This window comes from Pseudomonas sp. LF-5 (genome assembly GCF_037626295.1).
Lineage (GTDB): Bacteria > Pseudomonadota > Gammaproteobacteria > Pseudomonadales > Pseudomonadaceae > Aquipseudomonas > Aquipseudomonas monsensis.
The window spans coordinates 158,489-180,441 of the sequence record NZ_JARKMT010000006.1 but is presented as its reverse complement, the minus strand read 5'-3'; the positions used below and the strand labels follow the sequence as shown (position 1 = coordinate 180,441).

Sequence of the window (21,953 nt, the reverse complement as noted above, 5' to 3'; positions counted from 1 at the left end):
ATCCTTGCAGGGTTGCCCCTCGACCCTCGCGAACGGGAGCCGTGAGGCATTCGGCGTCATTGCCTTGAGGTTTGTCCGGCGGTCTTAAGCCGCCAGGTTGAATATTTTTTGTGCGGTTTTGCCATCGAAGGTTTCACGCCAGATGGCCACATGCGGTAAACCGGCCTGTTCATCCCTGCGCTGGGACAACGTGCCGCGTCCGGCCTGCTCAAGGGTTTTCAGATGCCCGCCCTTGACAGTGAAATTCAGCGCATGGCTGTCGTGGGCCTCGTAGTGGAAATGGGCTTCCCATAACGGCATGGCGTCAGAGCGATCATTGATCGAGTAAACGTCGAGAAATGTTTTTTTCGTGCCTTTGCCCATCGGTTTGCGAGACACCTTACGGACCACATCGAGTTCGCCATGGTCGAGCAGATAATTCAGGCGCATGACATCCAGCACGGCTCTGTTTTTGTACATGCGCACCAGAACGTTTTGTCCTTCTTCGGTCAGTGAGTCGCCAGCGCTGCGCAAGCGTGCGACCAGCCCGGCAGTTTCGCTGTCATCGACGGCCTGTTGATGGTTTTCCAGCAATCTTGCCTGATCGTTGAGGCGATCGGCCTCCGCGCCCAGATACTCGAGAATATCCGTCGGGTTGGTTTTTCTGGCTTCCCTGGATTTTGCTTCGGCCAAGTGTCCGGCGACGCCGGCCAGCAGGCGACGGGCTTCGCTGAGGCGTTCGGGCCGTGGTGTGTCGACAATGTGCGGGCGTACCGGCAACCATTCGCCCTGGTGTTTTTCGTAGCGCTGCGGCGGGCTGTCGGGGCGGAACGGGTCGGGCACCTTGAGCGTGACATTACCATCGGCAGCGATTTCCGTTTCTCCCACCAGTACCTTGTAAGTGCCGTGTTGGCGGGTACGGAACATTTTCCTGGGCGGCGCCGGAACGGCTGGCGAGGTATTCGACTGCGGCGGAACAAAGTCGAAATCGATCTCCTGATCGAGATGCGGAAGCTCGGTGTTGCGCTCGAACCTGTCATAGATAGTGGTCAGGCGACTTTCGATTTTGCTTTCGTATTGCTCGATCAGCGTAATGATTTCTTTGATGTAGCCGACCTTTTCCGGACTCTCCAGCGTCATTAACGCTGCGAATCGGCCTTTCTCGTTCTTTAGCTGATCGACGGCCAATAACAACGCCAACGGTTGCTGGTGCTCGGGAATGCTCTTCAGACTTTCGGTGAACAGGTCGATCGCCCGTAACGATTCCATGCCCGGACTGGGCGGATTCGGAGAGTCATCCGTCAGCAGGCGCAGGTAAAGCGTCAACTGGTTGAATTTGATCTGATCGACGCCGGGGAGCTTGTTGTTCAATTCATCCAGGTCAGACACTGAACTGGGGTCGGATTTCTTGATGTGTTCCATCAAGGCCTGACGGTCTTCGAGCAGCTTGAGCTTCTTGTTCAGATGGGTAATGACTCTCCGGTAAGTGCTTACGGACACGGCCAAGGCGAGAGGTTTGACTCGCATGTCCATGATCACCATGAGCCGGTTCAGGTTCTCCACCCGTTCCTTCTGGAACGTTCGCAATTCCCGCTTATATTGCCCGCTGGCTTTCAAATGCTTGAGCCATTCCCTGTTATCGATCAGCGACTGCACGAAGTCCGCCTGCATTTTGAGGAGTTTGAGCATGTGCACTTCAAGCTTGATCAGGGCCTCGGTTCTTTCGGTACTGCCTTCGGGTTGCAGCCGCACCTGCTCATGCAGGGCATCGTATTGTTGCGATGACCTTTCAATGGCCTTGTGCGCGTTATGAATGGGCTGGTAGCGCTGCATCAGTTCGTCCCGTATCGGTTTGAACGCCGGATGGCGTGGCATGCCGCCCTTGAGGCCGGTGTTGATTGCCAGCCATTCGTTTCGCTCGTTTCGGGTGACTGCCAGGGTTGCCCCGGCGCGACTGGCGTTATAGGTATTGGCGGTGTCGATGGCCACGGGGTCAGCCGGTTTGACGATGCGCCAGACCGCCCGTTCGGGCGTGGAGGCATCGAGATCCTGCAATGCCTGATAAGCATGGCCACGAATGACCAAGTAGCGTTTGCCTGCGTGACTGAACAGGCCGTCGACATCGGCGGCGGCAGTCCTGAAGTCCAGGTCCGTGCGAAAGGCAGCCAGACGCGTATCGGTCAGCGGCAAGCTGTCCGCGTCGAGTGGCGTGTGCGGGTGCCAGAGCCGGCTGACGGGATCGCGCAGAAGCAGCGGGCCGGAAGCGATCAGCTCGCTGGGCAGTCGGGCTCTGAGCAGTCCCGTGTCCGGATCTCTCGCAACCAGCGTGACGCGGCTGTTGGCCAGATCGACGTAGCGCCGTCCCCTGTGCACCCTGAAGCCATCGCTGTTGGCGTCCGGCAGCGCGGGGATGGCCGGCATGCTGTAACCCTCGATCGACTGCGGTGTTGTCGGCTGGCTCCTGAGGGGCGACTCGTTGAGCGTCACCGAAGGCGCCCGCGTGGGCATTATCGCGTCCGCATTGATGTCGCCCGTCTCGGACCGCGATGGCACTGTGCGGCGTGTCGAATTGACCCGGCCTGCGTCGATGTGGTGTGAAGGGGTGGGCGTACTCGGAGGCCGGGCCGGAGGGTGAACGTCGACCGCTACATTGAGGCGGGTGGGTGGTTTGATCACCATGGTTTCATCCTTGAAAAGTGTGCTGTGAGTGGCTCATGTCGCCAGTTCGAATATTTTCTGTGCGGTTTTGCCATCAATGCTTTCGCGCCAGATGGGGGCATGCTCGTGTCCGCTTCGGGCGTCCCTGCGTTGCGAGCTAATGCCCTGGCGGCTCTGCTCGAGGGTCTTGAGGTGGCCGCCGCGTGCGGTGAAGCCCTGCTTGGGGCTGTTCATGCGGTCGTAGTGAAAGTGCGCGTGCCAGAGGGGGGCGCCGGTGCTTCTGTCGTTGAGCGAATAAACGTCGAGAAAGTGTTTATCCGAGCCCTTGCCGGAGACCGTGCGTGGCTGGGTCTGCACCACGCTGATCTGTTCCTTGGCGATCAAGTAGGCCAGTCGGTCGGCGCTGAGAAACGCCTTGTCTTTGTACAGGCGAATCCGGATGTGTTCGCCTTCGCTACGCAGGCGGAGGCTGTCCTGCTGCAGACGCTGGACGAAGGTGACGGTGTCGGCGTCGGTGCGATCGGGGGCGGTATCGATCTGTCTGGCGAGGTGATCGCAAGCGTCCGCCTTGCTGCCGAGAAACTCGACAATATTGGTGGCATTGCGTTTTTCCCGTTCATCCTGCCAGGCCTGGTCGAGCCAGGATTGGGTGCGTTGCAGTTGCTGCCCGGCCTGTGCCCTGAGCGCTGGCAGAGGCGTGGCCTGCAGAGGCACGATCGGGCGCCACTGGCCCTCTTGCAGTGCGTAGGTGTGCATGACCTGAACGGCGTCCACGGGGCTCATGACATCAATCACTTCCACGCCGGTCTCGGAGCGGCGCGGGTGCCCGACCTTGATCTTGTCGACCCCGTGGTGCCTGGCGCGGAAAACCCGTCGGAGGCTGGCGGGCGGTGCGCTGCGATCCTGCGGCGGGATGAAGTCGAAGTCGATGGGCTGTTCGTGCGCCGGCAGCATCGACGTTTTCAGCAATTGCCGGTGATAACGGTTCAGGCTTTCTTCAAGTGTGGTTTCGAAAGCCTGGACCGCCTCGACGATCTTTGCGTGTGAACGGGCAGGCTCGGCGCCGGGCGGCAACGGCATGTGTTCGAACGCGGCGCGAATGGCCGTGCATTGATCGAACAGGCTGCTCAGCACCGCAACGCGGGTTTCTTCCGGCATGCCCTTGAGTGCCCGGTAGGAGAACGTTACCTGGCCGAACGAATACGCCAGGTACTTGGCATTGAAGTCATGGCTGGCCAGGGAGGTTGCGGCATCGGGCAGCGTGCGACTTTCGGCATAGACCCAGAAGGCGACGATTTCATGAATTTCTATCGGGTCGTACGCCGCCGCCTTCAACTCCTCCTCGGACAGGCGCCACTTGTGCAACAGTTCCTCGGCAAAATGCTCACGCTGTTTCATGACTACCAGCTTGTCCGCCAGATGTGTGGCGACTGCGCGGTATTCGGTGTCGGGGCCGCCGAAGATCGGGCCGTCGAGCAACTTGCGTGAATCGTTGGCGATCATCAACTGGTTGCAGGACAGGATCTGTCCCTTGCGCAGCGTGATCAGTTTGTTTTTGTAGGCCTCACGGCCCTTGATGGCGACGACGGCCTCCTTGTGTTCGAGGTGCAGACTGACGGTTTTTTCCAGTATTCCCAGTTCTCGTCGGTGCTGGTCTTCCAGTTGCACCAGGATGTTTCGCTCGTTCTGCTTGTCTTTGGCTGCCAGCCATCGGTATCCCAACTGATCGGTCATGGTGATCGCCTGCTCTAATTCCAGATCCATCAACCGCAGCTCCAAGGCCAGATCGGCTGAATGGCTGGCGGCGGACGTTTGCCCCCGTCTGCGCATCCCGCTGGTACCGCCCACCTGGGCGGCGACCCAGCCATGCCGCGCATCGAAAACAATCGGCTCCGAGCGCCCCGGGCGTGTCCCGATGTAAATATTGCCGTGGTCCCGGGCCACGGGATCTGCGGGATGAACGATGCGCATGACCGTCGACCTCGGTGAGGACGCGTCCAGATCATGCAGCACCTGATACGCGTGTTCTGCGATGACTGCATACAGCTTGCCGTTGAATCGGTACAGACGATCCGACCCGGGCTCGATACCGCTGAAATCGAGCGCCGTACGAAAGGCTTCGAGGCGTGCGTCAGACAGGAGAAAAGTGGCCGGTCTGGCGTCATCGAGCGGATGCCACAGCCGGCTCTGTGCATCGCGTATCAACACGGGGCCGGAGGGGCTGAGCTCACTGGGCAGGCGGGCCCGGTAGAGTCCCGTGTCCGGATCCTTCTTCACCAGCGCGACGCGGTCGTCTGGCAGGTCGACGTAGTCGCGCCCCTTGAACGTCCGTAATCCCTGGTCATCGGCAGGCGGCAAGCGGATATCGGCGCTCTGCCAGTAATCTTCCAGCGATCGCATCTCAGGACGGTGACTGACTGGCGTGGAGGACGCCGCCGTGATTGTGACCGCAGGCACGCGGTGGATGGCATCCAGATCAGGGCTGTCCGGCGTATACCGGGCAGGGGGGCGCGCACCGGCGCTGGATACTCGCGTGCGCGGCGCTTGCCCGCTGACGACAGCGCCGGGACGTGGATGGACATCGACAATTGCCGTGCCCCTGATGGGTGGTTTCGGTGACATTTCTTCATCCTTGAAGGGTTGTCACATCGGCTGCCGATAATGGCTGGCCGATGGGGAGTCAGGTTGTGTGGCCGGTTTTGGCGCCGCAGGGGGGGCGAGACCGGCAAGGTATCGGCTCAAAGAGAAACCGACCATTGCCGTCGGAATTGGTCAAAATTTGTGCTATATTCCGCGCCCGCGATTTTTCATCTCAACACCGGTCGTCGACATGCAAGCAGCCAAGCCGTTATTTGACTATCCAAAATATTGGGCCGAATGTTTCGGACCAGCGCCATTCCTGCCAATGAGCAGGGAGGAGATGGATCAGCTTGGCTGGGATTCGTGCGACATCATCATTGTTACCGGTGATGCCTACGTCGATCACCCGTCGTTCGGCATGGCGATCATCGGCCGGCTGCTGGAGTCCCAGGGCTTCCGCGTCGGGATCATTGCGCAGCCGAACTGGCAGTCCAAAGACGACTTCATGAAGCTTGGCGAGCCCAACCTGTTCTTCGGGGTGGCGGCCGGCAACATGGACTCGATGATCAACCGCTACACCGCGGACAAGAAAATCCGTTCCGACGATGCCTATACGCCGGGCGGCATGGCCGGCAAGCGTCCGGATCGCGCGAGCCTGGTTTACAGCCAGCGCTGCAAAGAGGCCTACAAGCACGTACCGATCGTGCTCGGCGGCATCGAAGCCTCGCTGCGCCGCATCGCGCACTATGACTACTGGCAGGACCGTGTGCGTAACTCGATCCTGATCGACGCCAGCGCCGACATTCTGCTGTACGGCAACGCCGAGCGCGCCATTGTCGAAGTGGCCCAGCGTCTGTCCTACGGTCACAAGATCGAAGACATCACCGACGTGCGTGGCACCGCGTTCATCCGTCGTGACACGCCGCAAGGCTGGTACGAAGTCGACTCCACGCGCATCGACCGTCCGGGCAAGATCGACAAGATCATCAACCCGTACGTGAACACCCAGGACACCCAGGCCTGCGCCATCGAGCAAGAAAAAGGCCCGGTGGATGATCCCGAGGAAGCCAAGGTCGTGCAGATCCTGGCCAGCCCGAAGATGACCCGCGACAAGACCGTGATCCGCCTGCCGTCGATGGAAAAGGTGCGTAACGACCCGGTGCTGTACGCCCACGCCAACCGCGTGCTGCACCTGGAAACCAACCCGGGCAACGCCCGTGCGCTGGTGCAGAAGCATGGCGAGATCGACGTCTGGTTCAACCCGCCGCCGATTCCGATGACCACTGAAGAAATGGACTACGTGTTCGGCATGCCTTACGCCCGGGTTCCGCACCCGGCGTACGGCAAGGAAAAGATCCCGGCCTACGACATGATCCGTTTCTCGGTGAACATCATGCGTGGCTGCTTCGGCGGCTGCACCTTCTGCTCGATCACCGAGCACGAAGGCCGGATCATCCAGAACCGTTCCGAAGAGTCGATCATTCGCGAAATCGAAGAGATCCGCGACAAGGTGCCAGGCTTCACCGGGGTCATTTCCGACCTCGGCGGCCCGACCGCAAACATGTACCGCATCGCCTGTAAAACGCCGGAAATCGAATCCGCGTGCCGCAAGCCGTCCTGCGTGTTCCCGGGCATCTGCCCGAACCTGAACACCGACCACTCGTCGCTGATTCAGCTGTACCGCAGCGCCCGTGCCTTGCCGGGCGTGAAGAAGATCCTGATCGCTTCCGGCCTGCGTTACGACCTCGCGGTCGAGTCGCCGGAGTACGTCAAGGAACTGGTGACCCACCACGTCGGCGGCTACCTGAAGATCGCCCCGGAACACACCGAGGAAGGTCCGCTCAACCAGATGATGAAACCGGGCATCGGCAGCTATGACAAGTTCAAGCGCATGTTCGAGAAGTACACCAAGGAAGCGGGCAAAGAGCAGTACCTGATTCCGTACTTCATCGCCGCCCACCCGGGCACCACCGACGAAGACATGATGAACCTGGCGCTGTGGCTCAAGGGCAACGGTTTCCGTGCCGACCAGGTGCAGGCGTTCTACCCGTCGCCGATGGCCACCGCCACCGCGATGTACCACTCGGGCAAGAACCCGCTGCGCAAGGTCACCTACAAGAGCGACGGCGTGACCATCGTCAAGAGCGAAGAGCAGCGTCGTCTGCACAAGGCGTTCTTGCGTTATCACGACCCGAAAGGCTGGCCGATGCTGCGTGAAGCGCTGATCCGCATGGGCCGCGCTGATCTGATCGGTTCGGGCAAGGACCAATTGATTCCGATGCACCAGCCGGCCACCGACAGCTACCAGAGCGCACGTCGCAAGAACTCGACGCCGGCCGGCAGCCATAAAGTGGCGAAGGAAGGCAAAGAGAAGACCACCAAGATCCTCACCCAGCACAACGGCCTGCCGCCGCGTGCCAGTGATGGTGGTAATCCGTGGGACAAGCGTGAGCAGGCCAAGGCGGCGGCATTCGCCCGCAACCAGCAGGCGGCCAAGGAGCGTAAGGACGCGGCCAAGGGCAAAGGGCCGAAACCGGCGCGCAAGCCGGTCGTCCCGCGCTAAGCAACGCTTGAGCTGAACAGAACGCCAACCTTCGGGTTGGCGTTTTGCGTTTCCGGGATTGGATTTATGTTGGCTGCAAGATCCATCCCCCTCACCCCAACCCTCTCCCCCATGGGGGGCGAGGGGGAAGGGAGCAGATCTTCATGCTTTTCAAGATCTGAGTCCGACTCAAGACTTTCACGCCGGCGTACCCTCTTCCTCCGAGAAAGGCCAGGGACGGGAGCCGATCTGAGTGCTTTTCAAAATCGCAGTTCGGCTCGGAGTTTCAGGTCGGTGTAGCTCGCATGATCAACTCGGTCAGTCCGCTCTCTCTCCGGGAAAGATCCAGGGACGGGAGCCGATCTGTGTGCTTTTCAAAATCGCAGTTCGGCTCGGAGTTTCAGGTCGGTGTAGCTCGAATGGTCAACTCGGTCAGTTCCCTCTCCCTCCGGGAGAGGGCTAGGGTGAGGGGCTCTTCGCAACATTTACGTGCAATGAGGCCAAACCATTTCCCCGCATCGCCCGATTTTGGTGCTGTACTGCCCTGAGCATTCCGGGAAAGCGCCCAAGCCTGTGCATGGCATAAGTCTTGCGCGCTTTCGAATACGCTTGGGCTCGCAGGAGGCACGCCGTGTCGATTCATGTCGCATTGCATCACGTTACGCATTACCGCTACGACCGCGCTGTCGAACTCGGCCCGCAGATCGTTCGCCTGCGCCCGGCTGCCCACAGCCGCACGCGGATTCTTTCATATGCACTGAAAGTCTCGCCCGAGCAGCATTTCATCAACTGGCAGCAGGATCCCCAGGGCAACTACCTGGCGCGTCTGGTGTTCCCCGAGAAAACCGATGAGTTGCGCATCGAAGTCGATCTGCTGGCCGAGATGGCCGTGTTCAACCCGTTCGACTTCTTCCTTGAGCCCTACGCCGAGAAAATCCCCTTCACCTATGCCGCCGATGAGCGCAAGGAGCTGGCGCCGTACCTCGAAACCCTGCCGCTGACGCCGACCTTCAAAGCCTATCTGGACGGCATCGACCGCACGCCGTTGCCGGCCGTGGACTTTCTGGTAGCGCTCAACCAGCGTCTGAGCGAGGACATCAATTACCTGATCCGCATGGAGCCGGGCGTGCAAACCCCGGAACACACCCTCGAACACGCCTCTGGCTCGTGTCGCGACTCGGCGTGGTTGCTGGTGCAATTGCTGCGTAACCTTGGCCTCGCGGCGCGATTCGTCTCCGGTTACCTGATTCAACTGACCGCCGATGTGAAAAGCCTCGATGGTCCGTCCGGCACCGAAGTCGATTTCACCGATCTGCACGCCTGGTGCGAAGTCTATCTGCCGGGCGCCGGCTGGATCGGCCTCGACGCCACTTCCGGGCTGTTCGCCGGCGAAGGGCATATCCCGCTGGCCTGCAGTCCCGATCCGTCCTCGGCGGCACCGATCAGTGGCTTGGTCGAACCGTGCGAGTGTGAGTTCAGCCACGAAATGTCGGTGGAACGGATCTGGGAAGCCCCACGGGTCACCCAGCCCTACAGCGAGGAGCAATGGCTGGCGATTCAGGCGCTGGGCCGCCAGATCGATGCCGACCTGCTGGAAGGGGATGTGCGTCTGACCATGGGCGGCGAACCGACGTTCGTCTCCATTGATGACCCGGACGGCGCCGAATGGAACACCGCCGCCCTGGGGGCGGACAAGCGTCGGCTTTCGGCCGAACTGTTCCAGCGCCTGCGCAAGCATTACGCACCGCAAGGGCTGGTGCATTTCGGGCAGGGCAAATGGTATCCGGGCGAGCAGCTGCCGCGCTGGTCGCTCAATTGTTATTGGCGCCGTGATGGCGTGCCGATCTGGCACAACGACGCACTGATCGCCGATGAGCAGCAAGATTACGGCGCTGACGGCGAGCTGGCCGGACGCTTTCTGGCGAGCGTCGCCGAGCGTCTGAAATTGCCTGCGCGCTTTGTCTTCCCGGCTTACGAGGACCATTTCTATTACCTGTGGCGCGAGGGGGCGTTGCCGGGCAATGTCAGCGCCGAGGATTCGCGTCTGGAAGAACCTCTGGAGCGCGCCCGGCTGCGCAAGGTTTTCAGCCAGGGTCTCGACAAGGTCATCGGCCAGGTACTGCCGCTGGCGCGCACGGCCAAGGGCGATCAATGGCAGAGCGGGCGCTGGTATCTGCGTGACGAACATTGCCGTCTGGTCCCGGGGGATTCGCCGCTGGGCTATCGGCTGCCGCTCGGTTCACAGCCGTGGGTAAAAGCCGCCGAGTATCCGTTCATCCATCCTCAGGATCCGAATCAGGATTTTCCCGCGTTGCCGGATACCGCGCAGCTCAACCGCCACGCTGAACCTGCGAGCGTTGACGAGCGTGTGCCGCAGATCGACGAATCCGCCGACTGGCTGACCCGCACCGCGTTTTGCGCCGAAGCTCGCGAGGGGCGTTTGTACCTGTTCATGCCGCCGCTGGAGCGGCTCGAGGACTATCTGGAGCTGGTCGCGGCCATTGAGGCGACGGCCGCAGAACTGCGTTGCCCGGTGCTGCTGGAAGGCTACGAACCGCCAGGCGATCCGCGCCTGAGCAACTTGCGCATCACCCCGGATCCGGGCGTGATCGAGGTCAACGTGCAGCCGTCGGCAACCTGGGAAGAGTTGGTCGAACGCACCGAGTTTCTTTATGAACAGGCACGCCAGACCCGCCTGACCACCGAGAAATTCATGATCGACGGCCGCCATACCGGCACTGGCGGGGGCAACCATTTCGTGCTCGGCGGCGCGACACCGGCGGACTCGCCGTTTCTGCGCCGTCCGGACCTGCTGCGCAGCCTGATCAGTTATTGGCACAACCACCCGTCGCTGTCGTATCTGTTTTCCGGCTTGTTCATCGGGCCGACCTCCCAGGCGCCACGGGTCGACGAGGCGCGTAACGATGCGTTGTATGAACTGGAAGTCGCCTTCGCGCAAATGCCGGCGCCGGGCGAGGAGTGTGCGCCGTGGCTGGTCGACCGGCTGTTGCGCAACTTGCTGATCGACGTCACCGGCAACACCCATCGCGCCGAATTCTGCATTGATAAGCTGTATTCCCCGGACGGTGCCACCGGGCGCCTCGGTCTGTTGGAGTTGCGCGCCTTCGAGATGCCGCCCCATGCGCGCATGAGTCTGGCTCAGCAGTTGTTGTTGCGGGCGCTGGTTGCACGATTCTGGCGCGAGCCCTATGCGCCGCCGAAACTGGCGCGCTGGGGGACTGAACTGCACGACCGCTTCATGCTGCCGCATTTCATTGAGCAGGATTTCGCCGACGTCATCGTCGAACTCAACAATGCCGGTTATCCATTGCGCGCCGAATGGTTCGCCGCGCATCTGGAATTCCGCTTTCCCAAGGTGGGCGATTACGCGGTCAATGGCATCGAACTGGAACTGCGGCAGGCGCTGGAGCCTTGGCATGTGTTGGGCGAGGAGGGCACGGCGGGTGGCACGGTGCGTTATGTCGATTCGTCGCTGGAGCGTTTGCAGGTCAGGCTCAAGGGCTTGCCGCCGCAGCGTTACCTGCTGACCTGCAACGGCATCCCGGTGCCGCTGCAACCGACCGGGCGGATCGGCGAGTTCGTCGCCGGCGTGCGCTTTCGGGCCTGGCAACCGGCCAATTGCCTGCAGCCGACGATTCCGGTGCACGCGCCGCTGGTGTTCGACCTGCTCGACACCTGGATGCAACGTTCGCTGGGCGGTTGTCAGTACCACGTGGCGCACCCGGGCGGGCGCAACTACGAGACACTGCCGGTCAATGCCAACGAGGCGGAGAGCCGGCGCATGGCGCGTTTCTTCCGCATCGGCCACACGCCGGGGAAACTTCCGATACCGAATCCGACCGTTTCCGACGAACTGCCGATGACGCTCGATTTGCGACGTTTCTAATTCCTGCGCGACGTGCGGATTTTTCGTATATCCGGGCGTCATCTGCCTGCGTTAGTCTGACCGTTCCTTGCTGTCTGCCGAGCTTTCCATGCCTGACCTGCTAGACCGCTACCCGCTCACTGCGGGCACTTATCACGAACTGCTCGATGGCAGTGGTGCAGTGCGCCCGCACTGGCAGCGGCTGTTCGATCATTTACAGCGCAGCAGCCCGGCGCAACTGGTGCAGCGTCAGGCGTTGCTGGCCCGGCAGATTCAGGAAAACGGCGTCACCTATAACGTCTACGCCGACCCGAAGGGCGCTGATCGGCCGTGGGAGCTGGACCTGTTGCCGCACGTGATCGCCGCTGACGAGTGGCAGCACCTGTCAGCCGGAATCGCCCAGCGGGCGCGCCTGCTCAATGCGGTGCTGGCCGATCTGTACGGCCCGCAACGGTTGATCAGCGAAGGGCTGTTGCCGGCGGAGCTGGTCTTCGGTCACAACAATTTCCTCTGGCCTTGCCAAGGCATTGCGCCGCCGGAAGAGAACTTTCTGCATCTGTACGCCGTGGATCTGGCGCGCACGCCGGACGGGCGCTGGTGGGTGACGGCGGATCGCACTCAGGCGCCGTCGGGGGCCGGTTATGCGCTGGAAAACCGCACCATCGTCTCGCGGGCGTTTCCCGAGTTGTACCGCGATCTGAAGGTGCAGCACCTGGCCGGGTTCTTCCGTACCCTGCAGGAAACCCTCGCGCGGCAGGCGCCCTGTGACGACGACGCGCCGCTGGTGGTGCTGCTGACGCCCGGACGCTTCAACGAAAGCTATTTCGAACACCTTTATCTGGCGCGCCAGCTCGGTTATCCGCTGGTTGAGGGCGGCGATCTGACGGTGCGCGATGCCACGGTGTTCCTGAAAACCCTCAGCGGTTTGCGCCGGGTCCACGCGATCATGCGCCGGCTCGACGATGACTTCTGCGATCCGCTTGAGTTGCGTACCGATTCGGCGCTCGGCGTACCCGGCTTGCTGGAAGCGGTGCGGCAGGGTCGGGTGCTGGTGGCCAACGCCCTGGGCAGCGGTGTGCTGGAGTCACCGGGGTTGCTCGGGTTTCTGCCGAAGATCAATCAATACCTGTTTGGCGAAGAGCTGATCCTGCCGTCCATCGCCACCTGGTGGTGCGGCGAGGCGCCGGTGCTGGCGCAGGCCCTGGAAAAACTGCCGGAGCTGCTGATCAAACCGGCCTTCCCCTCACAAAGTTTTGCCCCGGTGTTCGGCCGGGATCTGAGTGAGCAACAGCGTCAGGCGCTCGCCGAGCGCATGCAGGCCCGGCCCTATGCCTACGTGGCGCAAGAGCTGGCGCAGCTGTCACAGGCGCCGATCTGGCAAGCCGAGGACGGCCAGTTGCAACCGCGGGCCATCGGCATGCGCATGTACGCCGTGGCCAGTCGCGACGGCTACCGCGTGCTGCCCGGTGGCCTGATCCGGGTGGCCGCCGAGGCCGATGCCGAAGTGGTGTCGATGCAACGCGGCGGTGCGAGCAAGGACACCTGGGTGTTGGGCGAGCGCCCGCCGAGTGGTGAGCAATGGAAAACCCAGCGCAATGTCGGTGTGCATGATCTGGTGCGCCGCGATCCATATCTGCCGTCACGGGTGGTGGAAAACCTGTTCTGGTTCGGCCGCTATTGCGAGCGTTGCGATGACAGTGCGCGATTGCTGCGCATCATGCTCGCGCGGTATGTCGATGGCGATGATCCGCAGGCCTTGCAAGCGGCGGTCGATCTCGGCGAGCGGCTGACGTTGTTGCCAGACGAAGGTGAATTGCCGGAGCGACTGCTCGCCGCATTGCTCGGTGAAGACTGGTCATTCAGCCTGCGTTCCAACCTGCAGCGCTTGCAGTGGGCCGCCTCGCAGGTGCGCGGCAAGCTCTCCCGGGAAAACTGGCAGGCCTTGGTGGAGTTGCAGCGTGAAGCCATGGAGCTGGACACCGACGCGCCGGACTTCGGCGAGTTGCTGGACTTTCTCAACCGCCTGGTGATGTCGCTGGCGGCGCTGTCCGGGTTCGCCCTGGACGACATGACCCGCGACGAAGGCTGGCGCTTTTTGATGATCGGTCGGCGCATCGAACGCCTGCAGTTTCTCAGCAGCAGCCTTGCGGCGTTCCTGCGAGGGAGCGCCGCGTTCGATCAGGCAGGGCTTGAGTGGCTGCTGGAGCTGGGCAACAGCAGCATCACTTACCGTTCTCGTTATCTGGCGGTGGCGCAGTTGATCCCGGTGCTCGACTTGTTGCTGCTCGACGAACAGAACCCGCATGCAGTGTTGTTCCAGTTGAAACTGGTGACCCGCACGCTGAAACGCCTGAACGATGATTTCGGCGTGCCCCGCGAGGCCGGACTGTCGCAACTGGTCGAGCGTCTGGCACGCTTTGATCTGGGTTGTCTGGAGAATTCGCTGTTCGGCGAATCCAGCGTGCGCGCCGCACTCGATGGTCTGGCGGACTTGCTGCAAGACATCGCCGAGGCCAGCGGGCAAGTCTCGGATCGCCTGGCCCTGCGCCACTTTGCCCATGTCGATGATGTCAGCCAGCGGACGGTGTCAGTCTGATGAGCGCGAATTACCAGATCTTCCACGACACTTGTTATCACTACGACAGCCCGGTGTCGCTGGCGCAGCAATTGGCGCACTTGTGGCCCCGTGAATGCACATGGCAGCGCTGCACCGAACAGCAATTGCTGATCAGTCCGGAGCCGACAACCCGGCGTGACGAACTCGATGTCTTCGGCAATCCGCTGACCCGTCTGGCCTTCGAGCGGCCGCACGACGAGTTGCAGGTCAACGCACGGCTCACCGTTGAAGTGCTGGCGCGACCGCCGGCGGACTTCAATCTGTCCCCGGCGTGGGAGCAGACGTGCAATGCGCTGACCTACAGCAGTCAGCCGTTGTCCGCCGCAATGTTGGAGGCTTGTCGTTATCGCTTTCAGTCACCCTACGTGCACCTGAAACGCAGCTTCGTCGAGTTCTCCGAAAGCTGCTTCCCGCCGGGCCGGCCTTTGATGCTGGGCGTGCAGGCCTTGATGCAGAAGATTTTTAGCGAGTTCACGTTCGATGCCGAGGCCACGCAGGTGGCGACGCCGCTGGTGGAGGTGCTGGAGCGCCGCCGTGGCGTGTGTCAGGACTTCGCCCACCTGATGCTCGCCTGTGTGCGCTCGCGAGGGCTGGCGGCGCGTTACATCAGCGGCTATCTGCTGACCCAGCCACCGCCGGGACAGCCACGTCTGATCGGCGCCGATGCGTCGCACGCCTGGGTGTCAGTGTTCTGTCCGGTATTGGGTTGGGTGGATTTCGATCCGACCAACAATGTGCAGCCGGCGCTGGAGCACATCACCCTGGCCTGGGGCCGGGACTTTTCCGATGTGTCGCCGTTGCGAGGGGTGATTCTGGGGGGCGGTAGCCACGACCCGGAAGTGCGGGTCACCGTGATGCCACTGGACTGAAGACAACTCGAGCGTGAGGAGCTTTTGTGGCGAGGGGATTTATCCCCGATCGGCTGCGAAGCAGTCGCCCAGTCCAGACAACTCATTCGATTAGGCCGGACACAGGGGCCGCTTCGCGACCCATCGGGGATAAATCCCCTCGCCACAGATCGCTCCCTCAGGGAGCGAATCAGCAATCAGCTCAGGCGTCGGGCGCCTGATCTTTCGGTGCTTCAACATCATCATCGTCATCAGTCGCCACTTCACCGTCAGGGTTCAGTGCCGCTTCTTCAGCCATTTGTTTCTTGCGCTGAAGCTTTTCCTCTTTCTTCTGTTCCTTTGCCAGGTCTCGTTGACGTTTGGCGAAGGAGTAATTGGGTTTGGCCATGGGCGATCCTCTGGGGTCGAAGGTGAGGTTGAGCGGCGCGTATTCTGCCCTGTATCGGTGTCCGGCGGTTAGCCGGGTTTTTGGTCGACCCACTTCGGCGTGACGGTCGGCTTCCACTGATCGAGGGCGTCGAGCAAGGTGTCTGGCGATTCGCTCACTTGCAGCATGTCACGGTGTGGCGCACGAACGAAGCCTTCGCCGACGATATGGTCAAGAAAAGCGGTGAGTCTGCTGTAAAAACCGTTCACTTCCAGCAGCCCCAGCGGCTTGCCGTGGTAGCCGAGCTGGCCCCAGGTCCAGACTTCGAACAGCTCCTCCAGCGTGCCGAGGCCGCCGGGCAGGGCGATGAATGCATCGCTGAGTTCAGCCATGCGCGCCTTGCGCGCGTGCATGCCGTCGACCACTTCCAGGCGTGTCAGGCTTTTGTGGCCGATTTCCTTGTCCATCAGGCTCTGCGGAATGATCCCGATCACTTCACCACCGGCGGCCAGTGCGGCATCGGCGACCAGCCCCATCAAGCCCACGGCACCACCGCCGTAGACCAGGGTCAACTGGCGCTCGGCCAGCGCGCGGCCAAGGGCTTTGGCGGCTTCAGTGTAAGCCGGATCGGTACCGGCGTTGGCACCGCAAAATACACAAACGGATGTGAGAGACATGCCTTCCTCCTGGGTCAATCCGTCACAGGGTAACGGCTGGCACGCCCTGATCCAAGGGCTAGACTTCTCGCTCCGGCGATTCAAAAGTACCGCTGGCGCCGCAGGCATAGGCGGCAAGCAAACTGCACAACAGACCGTTAAAGAACATGACAGGCACTCCGTCTCAGTAGATGGGCCGATCATAGGGGCGTCCGTTGCATCTGGCCGGTAGATTGTTTCGATGAGTGTCATAGCCTGAAAGTTGTATACAATTTTTGACTCAAGTCATAGGAACTTGCGAAGATTTCAGGCAGTCTTTCCATCATTCGTGTTTTGTTAACCCTGCCTTGGAGATTCACCATGTTTTCCAAAGTTGTTGCGGTATCCCTGCTGGCGCTGGCCAGCAGCCAATTGATGGCTGCCGAGTGCAAAACCACCGTTGACTCCACCGATCAGATGTCCTTCAACACCAAGGAAATCGTGATCGACAAGAGCTGCAAGACGTTCACCGTCGAACTGACCCACTCCGGCAGCCTGCCGAAAAACGTCATGGGCCATAACCTGGTGATCAGCAAAGAAGCGGACATGCAGCCGATTGCTACTGACGGCCTGGCTGCCGGCATCGACAAGAACTACCTGAAAGACGGCGACGCGCGCGTCATCGCTCACACCAAGATCATCGGTGCCAAGGAAACCGACTCGTTGACTTTCGACGTGTCGAAACTGAATGCCGCTGAAAAATACGGCTTCTTCTGCTCGTTCCCGGGCCACATCTCGATGATGAAAGGCACCATTACGGTCAAGTAAGGCGGGCCACCGTGTCATCGTTCATCGCGGGCAAGCCCGCCCCCACAGGTTCTATGTCTGCCACAACTTTTGTGTACACCTGAAATCCTGTGAGAGCGGGCTTGCCTGCGAAGAGGCCATCCGCCTCGAGCGATGTTCTGGCCAAAGAAAAGCCCGCTGAGGATCACGCCTCAGCGGGCTTTTTCATTCCATCACCGATCAGGGTGCGAACGGCATGACGCGCTTGTGATGAGTCTTGTTGTACGTGTTGACGATGATGTCGAACGCTTCCTGGCGCACCGGCTCGCCATGCAGGAAGGCGTCGATCTCGGCATAGGTCACACCGTGGGAGGCTTCGTCCGGTTTGCCCGGCGACAGATCCTCAAGGTCCGCCGTAGGGACTTTTTCGACCAACGACTCCGGCGCACCGAAGCTGCGGGCAATCGCCCGGACCTGGTTTTTCACCAGGCCGCTGAGCGGGGCCAGGTCGCAGGCGCCGTCACCGAACTTGGTGAAGAAACCCATCACGGCTTCCGCCGCGTGGTCGGTGCCGATCACCAGACCGTGGGCCGCGCCGGCGATGGTGTACTGGGCGACCATGCGCATCCGCGCCTTGGTGTTGCCGAGCACAAAATCCACCGACACCGCGTGCTTGCCTTCGAACGCCGCAACTTCACTGGCCAGCGACTTCACCGCCGGTCCGATGTTGACGGTGTGGCGCTCGTCCGGGGCGATGAAATCCACCGAGGCCTGGGCGTCGTGTTCGTCGAACTGGGTTTCGTACGGCAGGCGCACGGCGATGAACTTGTAGCTGTCGTCGCCAGTGCGCTCGCGCAGTTCACGCATGGCACGCTGGGCCAGGAGGCCGGCGGTCAGCGAGTCGACACCGCCGCTGATGCCCAGCACCAGCGTCTTGAGCCCGGAATAGACCAGGCAATCCTGAATAAAGGTAATGCGCCGGGCGACTTCGGCCTGCAGGGCCTGGTAGTCAGCGAACGGCGGTTGCACCTTGAGCTGTTCAGCAATCTCACGCTGTACGGCTTGCATGAATTCACTCCTTGCTAGATAGACTGGAATCGGCAGGAACCTGGAACACGTGTCGCAAATAGGCGACGAAATTCGGGTCTTTACAGTGGGTCTTGCCTGGCTCGTCGGAGATCTTCGCCACCGGCTGGCCGTTGCAGGCGGTCATTTTAAGCACGATGCTCATCGGTTCGACACCTGGAATGTCACAGGTCAGGTTGGTGCCGATGCCGAAGCTCACGTTGATCCGGCCGTGCAGGGCGCGGAAAATTTCCAGCGACCTGGGCAGGGTCAGGCTGTCGGAGAACACCAGGGTCTTGCTCATCGGGTCGATGCCGAGCTTGTGGTAGTGCGCGATGCATTTTTCACCCCAGGCCACGGGATCGCCGGAGTCATGACGCAAACCGTCAAACAGCTTGGCGAAGAATAGGTCGAAATCGCCGAGGAATGCATCGGTGGTGATGCAGTCGGTCAGGGCGATCCCCAGCAAGCCACGGTACTCGCGGACCCAGCAATCGAGCGCAGCGATCTGGCTGTCGATCAGCCGCGGGCCGAGTTGCTGGTGGGCCATGATCCATTCGTGGGCCATGGTGCCCAACGGTTTCATGTCCAGCTCGCGAGACAGGTGCACGTTGCTGGTGCCGACGAAGCGCCCGGGGAAATCGTGCTTGAGCACGTTCACCACTTCTTCCTGCACGCGGTACGAGAAGCGTCGACGGGTACCGAAATCGGCTACCTGCAATTGCGCCAGTTCATCGGCAGAGGCATTCGCGGTGAGCCAGTCGAACTTGCGGTAAAGCTGCTCGCGGGCCTGCTCGAGCACCGTGTCGCGGTAGCGATAGCGGTTGCGCACTTCGCTGACGATGGCCAGCAACGGCACTTCGTAGAGGATCACATGCAACCACGGCCCGCGCAGGCGGATGAACAGCTCGCCGTTCTCGATGCCGGTGTGCAGGTAGCGCAGGTTGAAGCGGAACAGCCCGAGAAAACGCAGGAAATCCGGTTTGATGAAGCTGATGCGCTCAAGAAAACTCAACTGGTCGGCGCTCAGGCTCAATTCGGCCAGACGCTCGACTTGAAAACGGATCTCGGCCAGATACGGGCGCAGATCCTCGGCGTTACGGCAACGGAACTCCCATTCGACTTCGACGTTGGGGTAGTTGTGCAGCACCGCCTGCATCATCGTCAGTTTGTAGAAGTCGGTGTCGAGCAGGTTCTGCACGATGCGATCGGCAAACACACTCTCGCTCATAAACGGGGTCTCCAGGTGCACCGCGCCCTGCGCGGTATCAAACAATGGTGCTAGTGGCGCATATCAGCGGCAGGGATTGCCAGCGATTTCTGCTGTGCGTGAGGTCAACCGGGGCGAGCGGGAGCAAGCGCCCTCGCCACTGGAGGTGTGTCAGGCGATTGATAGTCAGGCATCCGGGCTATCAATCTGTTCGAGCATCCACTTCACAAAATCGCGCACCTTCGGCACCTCCGCCGCGTGCTCCGGATAGGCCAGGTAATAAGCGTCGGAACTGGGCATTGCATGCTGCCAGGGAATGACCAGTTTGCCGTCGGCCAATTCCTCTTCCACTAGAAACCGTGGCAACAACGCCACACCGCAACCGACCTGGGCGGCGCGGATGCACATATAAAAGGTTTCGAAGCGGGGTCCGTGGTAGCTGTGCTCGGTCTGGTAACCCTGGCTGTCGAACCAGTCGTGCCAGGCCTGCGGGCGCGAGGCGTTTTGCAGCAGCACCAGGTCGGTCAGTTGCGTCGGGTCAGTGAAGGGTTTGTCCGGCAGGCTGCCCGGCGCACAGACCGGCACCAGCTCCTCGCCAAACAACTTCAGGCACTCGGTGCCGGGGCGTGAACCCTGGCCGAAGTAGAACGCCAGATCGCTGCGCCCTTGCAGCAAATCATCCGCCTCCTGCTCGTTGCAAAGATCGAGGTGAATCGACGGGTGGCGCAGGCGCCAGCCTTTGAGGCGCGGCACCAGCCAGCGGGCGCCGAAGGTCGAAGGCGTAGACACGCGCAGGACTTCGGTCTCGCCGCCGTAGGAACGCAGGTAATGCGTCGACATTTCCACCTGGGTGAGGATTTTTCGGACTTCCACCAGGTACAAATCCCCGGCCGGGGTCATCTGCAGGCGACGACGCACGCGGCGGAACAACAAGTGCTGCAACAACTCCTCAAGCTGCGCCACCTGTTTGCTGACGGCGCTCTGGGTCAGGTTCAGCTCCTCGGCGGCCCGGGTGAAACTCAAGTGTCGGGTCACGGCCTCGAAGCACTGCAACGCGGTGATCGACGGCAGGTGGCGTTTATTCAGCATGGGTGGTCCTTTTCTTGTCTTTCTCAGCGCAGCATGAATAAACGGAATGATATCTCGCGTAAAGGTCGTTTGTTGCCTCGCCATTGTGACGCTACAACTAAAGGCCTGCCCGGTCGCGAAAAAGCGTCCGCACACATTCAGTTTTTTGCTTGAGGAGTGACCCATGGTTGCCGCATTGCTTGATCGTCTCGGTGTGAACCCGGCCCTGTACCAGAACGGCAAGGTGCCGGTGCATTCGCCCATCGACGGCAGCCGCATCGCTGCGGTGAACTGGGAAGGCCCGGCCGAAGTCGAGCAGCACATCAGTCGCGCAGATCATGCGTTCGAGCAATGGCGCAAGGTTCCGGCTCCGCGTCGCGGCGAACTGGTGCGTCAGTTCGGCGAAGTGTTGCGCGAATACAAGGCCGATCTCGGCGAGCTGGTGTCGTGGGAAGCGGGCAAGATCACCCAGGAAGGTTTGGGTGAAGTGCAGGAGATGATCGACATCTGCGACTTCGCCGTCGGCCTGTCCCGTCAGTTGTACGGCTTGACCATCGCCTCCGAGCGCCCGGGCCACCACATGCGTGAAACCTGGCATCCACTGGGCGTGGTCGGCGTGATCAGTGCGTTCAACTTCCCGGTCGCGGTGTGGGCGTGGAACACCACGCTGGCGCTGGTCTGCGGCAACCCGGTGGTGTGGAAACCGTCGGAGAAAACCCCGCTGACTGCACTGGCCTGCCAGGCACTGTTTGATCGTGTGGTGAAGAATTTCACCGATGCCCCGGCCAACTTGTGCCAAGTGATCATCGGTGGCCGCGATGCCGGCGAAGCGCTGGTCGATGACCCGCGTGTCGCGCTGATCAGCGCCACTGGCAGCACCCGCATGGGCCGCGAAGTGGCGCCGAAAGTCGCCGCGCGTTTTGCCCGTAGCATTTTGGAGCTCGGCGGCAACAACGCGATGATCCTCGGCCCAAGCGCCGATCTCGACATGGCGGTACGCGCGATTCTGTTCAGTGCGGTCGGCACTGCCGGCCAGCGCTGCACCACATTGCGTCGGTTGATCGCCCATGAGTCGGTCAAGGAAGAGATCGTCACTCGCCTTAAAGCTGCGTACTCGAAAGTGCGCATCGGTCATCCGCTGGAAGGCAATCTGATCGGCCCGCTGATCGACAAGCACAGCTTCGAAAACATGCAGGATGCGCTGGAGCAGGCGCTGAGCGAGGGTGGCCGGGTATTCGGCGGCAAGCGTCAGCTCGAAGAGCAATTCCCCAATGCCTACTACGTGTCGCCGGCCATCGTTGAAATGCCGGAGCAGAGCGATGTGGTCTGCAGCGAAACCTTTGCGCCGATCCTCTACGTGGTCGGCTACAGCGATTTCGAGGAAGCGCTGCGCCTGAACAATGCGGTGCCACAAGGCCTGTCGTCGTGCATTTTCACCACCGACGTGCGCGAGGCCGAGCGGTTCATGTCGGCGGTCGGCAGTGACTGCGGCATCGCCAACGTCAACATCGGCCCGAGCGGCGCGGAAATCGGCGGCGCGTTTGGTGGCGAGAAGGAAACCGGTGGCGGTCGTGAGTCGGGCTCCGACGCATGGCGCGCGTACATGCGCCGCCAGACCAACACCGTGAACTATTCGCTGGAATTGCCGCTGGCGCAGGGCATTACATTCGATTAAGCAGCAGCGAGCCTCAAGCCCCAAGCTACAAGCAGAT

General features: G+C 61.4%; 13 protein-coding genes. 6 read left to right on the top strand and 7 right to left on the bottom strand.

Annotated features, from left to right (window positions below; genetic code table 11):
* Window positions 1-84: 84 nt before the first annotated feature.
* Entirely contained in the window at window positions 85-2,658 is a 2,574-nt protein-coding gene (locus PseuLF5_RS18855) for a hypothetical protein (protein ID WP_340134306.1), read from the bottom strand.
* Between the two features lie 33 nt (window positions 2,659-2,691).
* Entirely contained in the window at window positions 2,692-5,259 is a 2,568-nt protein-coding gene (locus PseuLF5_RS18850; RefSeq protein ID WP_340134304.1) for a hypothetical protein, read from the bottom strand.
* Window positions 5,260-5,467: 208 nt separating this feature from the next.
* Here PseuLF5_RS18850 and PseuLF5_RS18845 point away from each other — a divergent pair, with 208 nt between their 5' ends.
* The 4 genes from PseuLF5_RS18845 (at window position 5,468) to PseuLF5_RS18830 (ending at window position 15,131) form a co-directional block, all read left to right on the top strand.
* Window positions 5,468-7,780 carry a YgiQ family radical SAM protein gene (locus PseuLF5_RS18845; RefSeq protein WP_186748303.1) on the top strand — a complete coding sequence of 771 codons (2,313 nt, stop codon included), beginning with the start codon at window positions 5,468-5,470 and terminating at the stop codon, window positions 7,778-7,780.
* A 610-nt stretch (window positions 7,781-8,390) separates the two neighbouring features.
* On the top strand, window positions 8,391-11,666 hold the full coding sequence (locus tag PseuLF5_RS18840) for a transglutaminase family protein (protein WP_340134303.1): 3,276 nt from the start codon (window positions 8,391-8,393) through the stop codon (window positions 11,664-11,666).
* Between the two features lie 88 nt (window positions 11,667-11,754).
* Complete coding sequence (locus PseuLF5_RS18835; RefSeq protein ID WP_340134302.1) at window positions 11,755-14,241, top strand: circularly permuted type 2 ATP-grasp protein; 2,487 nt, start codon at window positions 11,755-11,757, stop codon at window positions 14,239-14,241.
* The gene (locus PseuLF5_RS18830) at window positions 14,241-15,131 is read left to right on the top strand and encodes a transglutaminase family protein (protein ID WP_128615696.1); all 891 of its coding nucleotides are present in this window, start codon (window positions 14,241-14,243) and stop codon (window positions 15,129-15,131) included. The genes PseuLF5_RS18835 and PseuLF5_RS18830 overlap by 1 nt, the downstream gene beginning before the upstream one ends.
* Before the next feature lie 181 nt (window positions 15,132-15,312).
* Here the strand turns inward: PseuLF5_RS18830 and PseuLF5_RS18825 are convergent, their stop codons facing one another.
* Window positions 15,313-15,498, bottom strand: a complete 186-nt coding sequence (locus PseuLF5_RS18825; RefSeq protein ID WP_123470938.1) for a hypothetical protein — start codon at window positions 15,496-15,498, stop codon at window positions 15,313-15,315.
* Window positions 15,499-15,566: 68 nt separating this feature from the next.
* On the bottom strand, window positions 15,567-16,154 hold the full coding sequence (locus PseuLF5_RS18820) for an LOG family protein (RefSeq protein ID WP_123470940.1): 588 nt from the start codon (window positions 16,152-16,154) through the stop codon (window positions 15,567-15,569).
* A gap of 339 nt (window positions 16,155-16,493) precedes the next feature.
* On the opposite strand from PseuLF5_RS18820, the gene azu reads away from it, so the two are divergent.
* Window positions 16,494-16,940, top strand: a complete 447-nt coding sequence (gene azu / locus PseuLF5_RS18815; protein ID WP_123470942.1) for an azurin — start codon at window positions 16,494-16,496, stop codon at window positions 16,938-16,940.
* Between the two features lie 198 nt (window positions 16,941-17,138).
* Here azu and nadE read toward each other — a convergent pair whose 3' ends face one another.
* From nadE to PseuLF5_RS18800, 3 genes are all read right to left on the bottom strand, one after another.
* Window positions 17,139-17,966, bottom strand: a complete 828-nt coding sequence (gene nadE, locus PseuLF5_RS18810) for an ammonia-dependent NAD(+) synthetase (RefSeq protein WP_123470944.1) — start codon at window positions 17,964-17,966, stop codon at window positions 17,139-17,141.
* A 4-nt stretch (window positions 17,967-17,970) separates the two neighbouring features.
* Window positions 17,971-19,194: a nicotinate phosphoribosyltransferase gene (gene pncB / locus PseuLF5_RS18805; protein ID WP_123470945.1), complete on the bottom strand. Its 1,224-nt coding sequence runs from the start codon at window positions 19,192-19,194 to the stop codon at window positions 17,971-17,973.
* A gap of 165 nt (window positions 19,195-19,359) precedes the next feature.
* Window positions 19,360-20,262, bottom strand: coding sequence for a LysR family transcriptional regulator (locus PseuLF5_RS18800; protein ID WP_123470947.1), 903 nt, complete (start codon window positions 20,260-20,262; stop codon window positions 19,360-19,362).
* 163 nt (window positions 20,263-20,425) lie between these two features.
* Between PseuLF5_RS18800 and amaB the strand changes: the two genes are divergently transcribed.
* A complete protein-coding gene (gene amaB / locus PseuLF5_RS18795) occupies window positions 20,426-21,916 on the top strand; it encodes an L-piperidine-6-carboxylate dehydrogenase (RefSeq protein WP_123470948.1) in 1,491 nt (496 codons plus the stop codon).
* The last annotated feature ends 37 nt before the right edge of the window (window positions 21,917-21,953 follow it).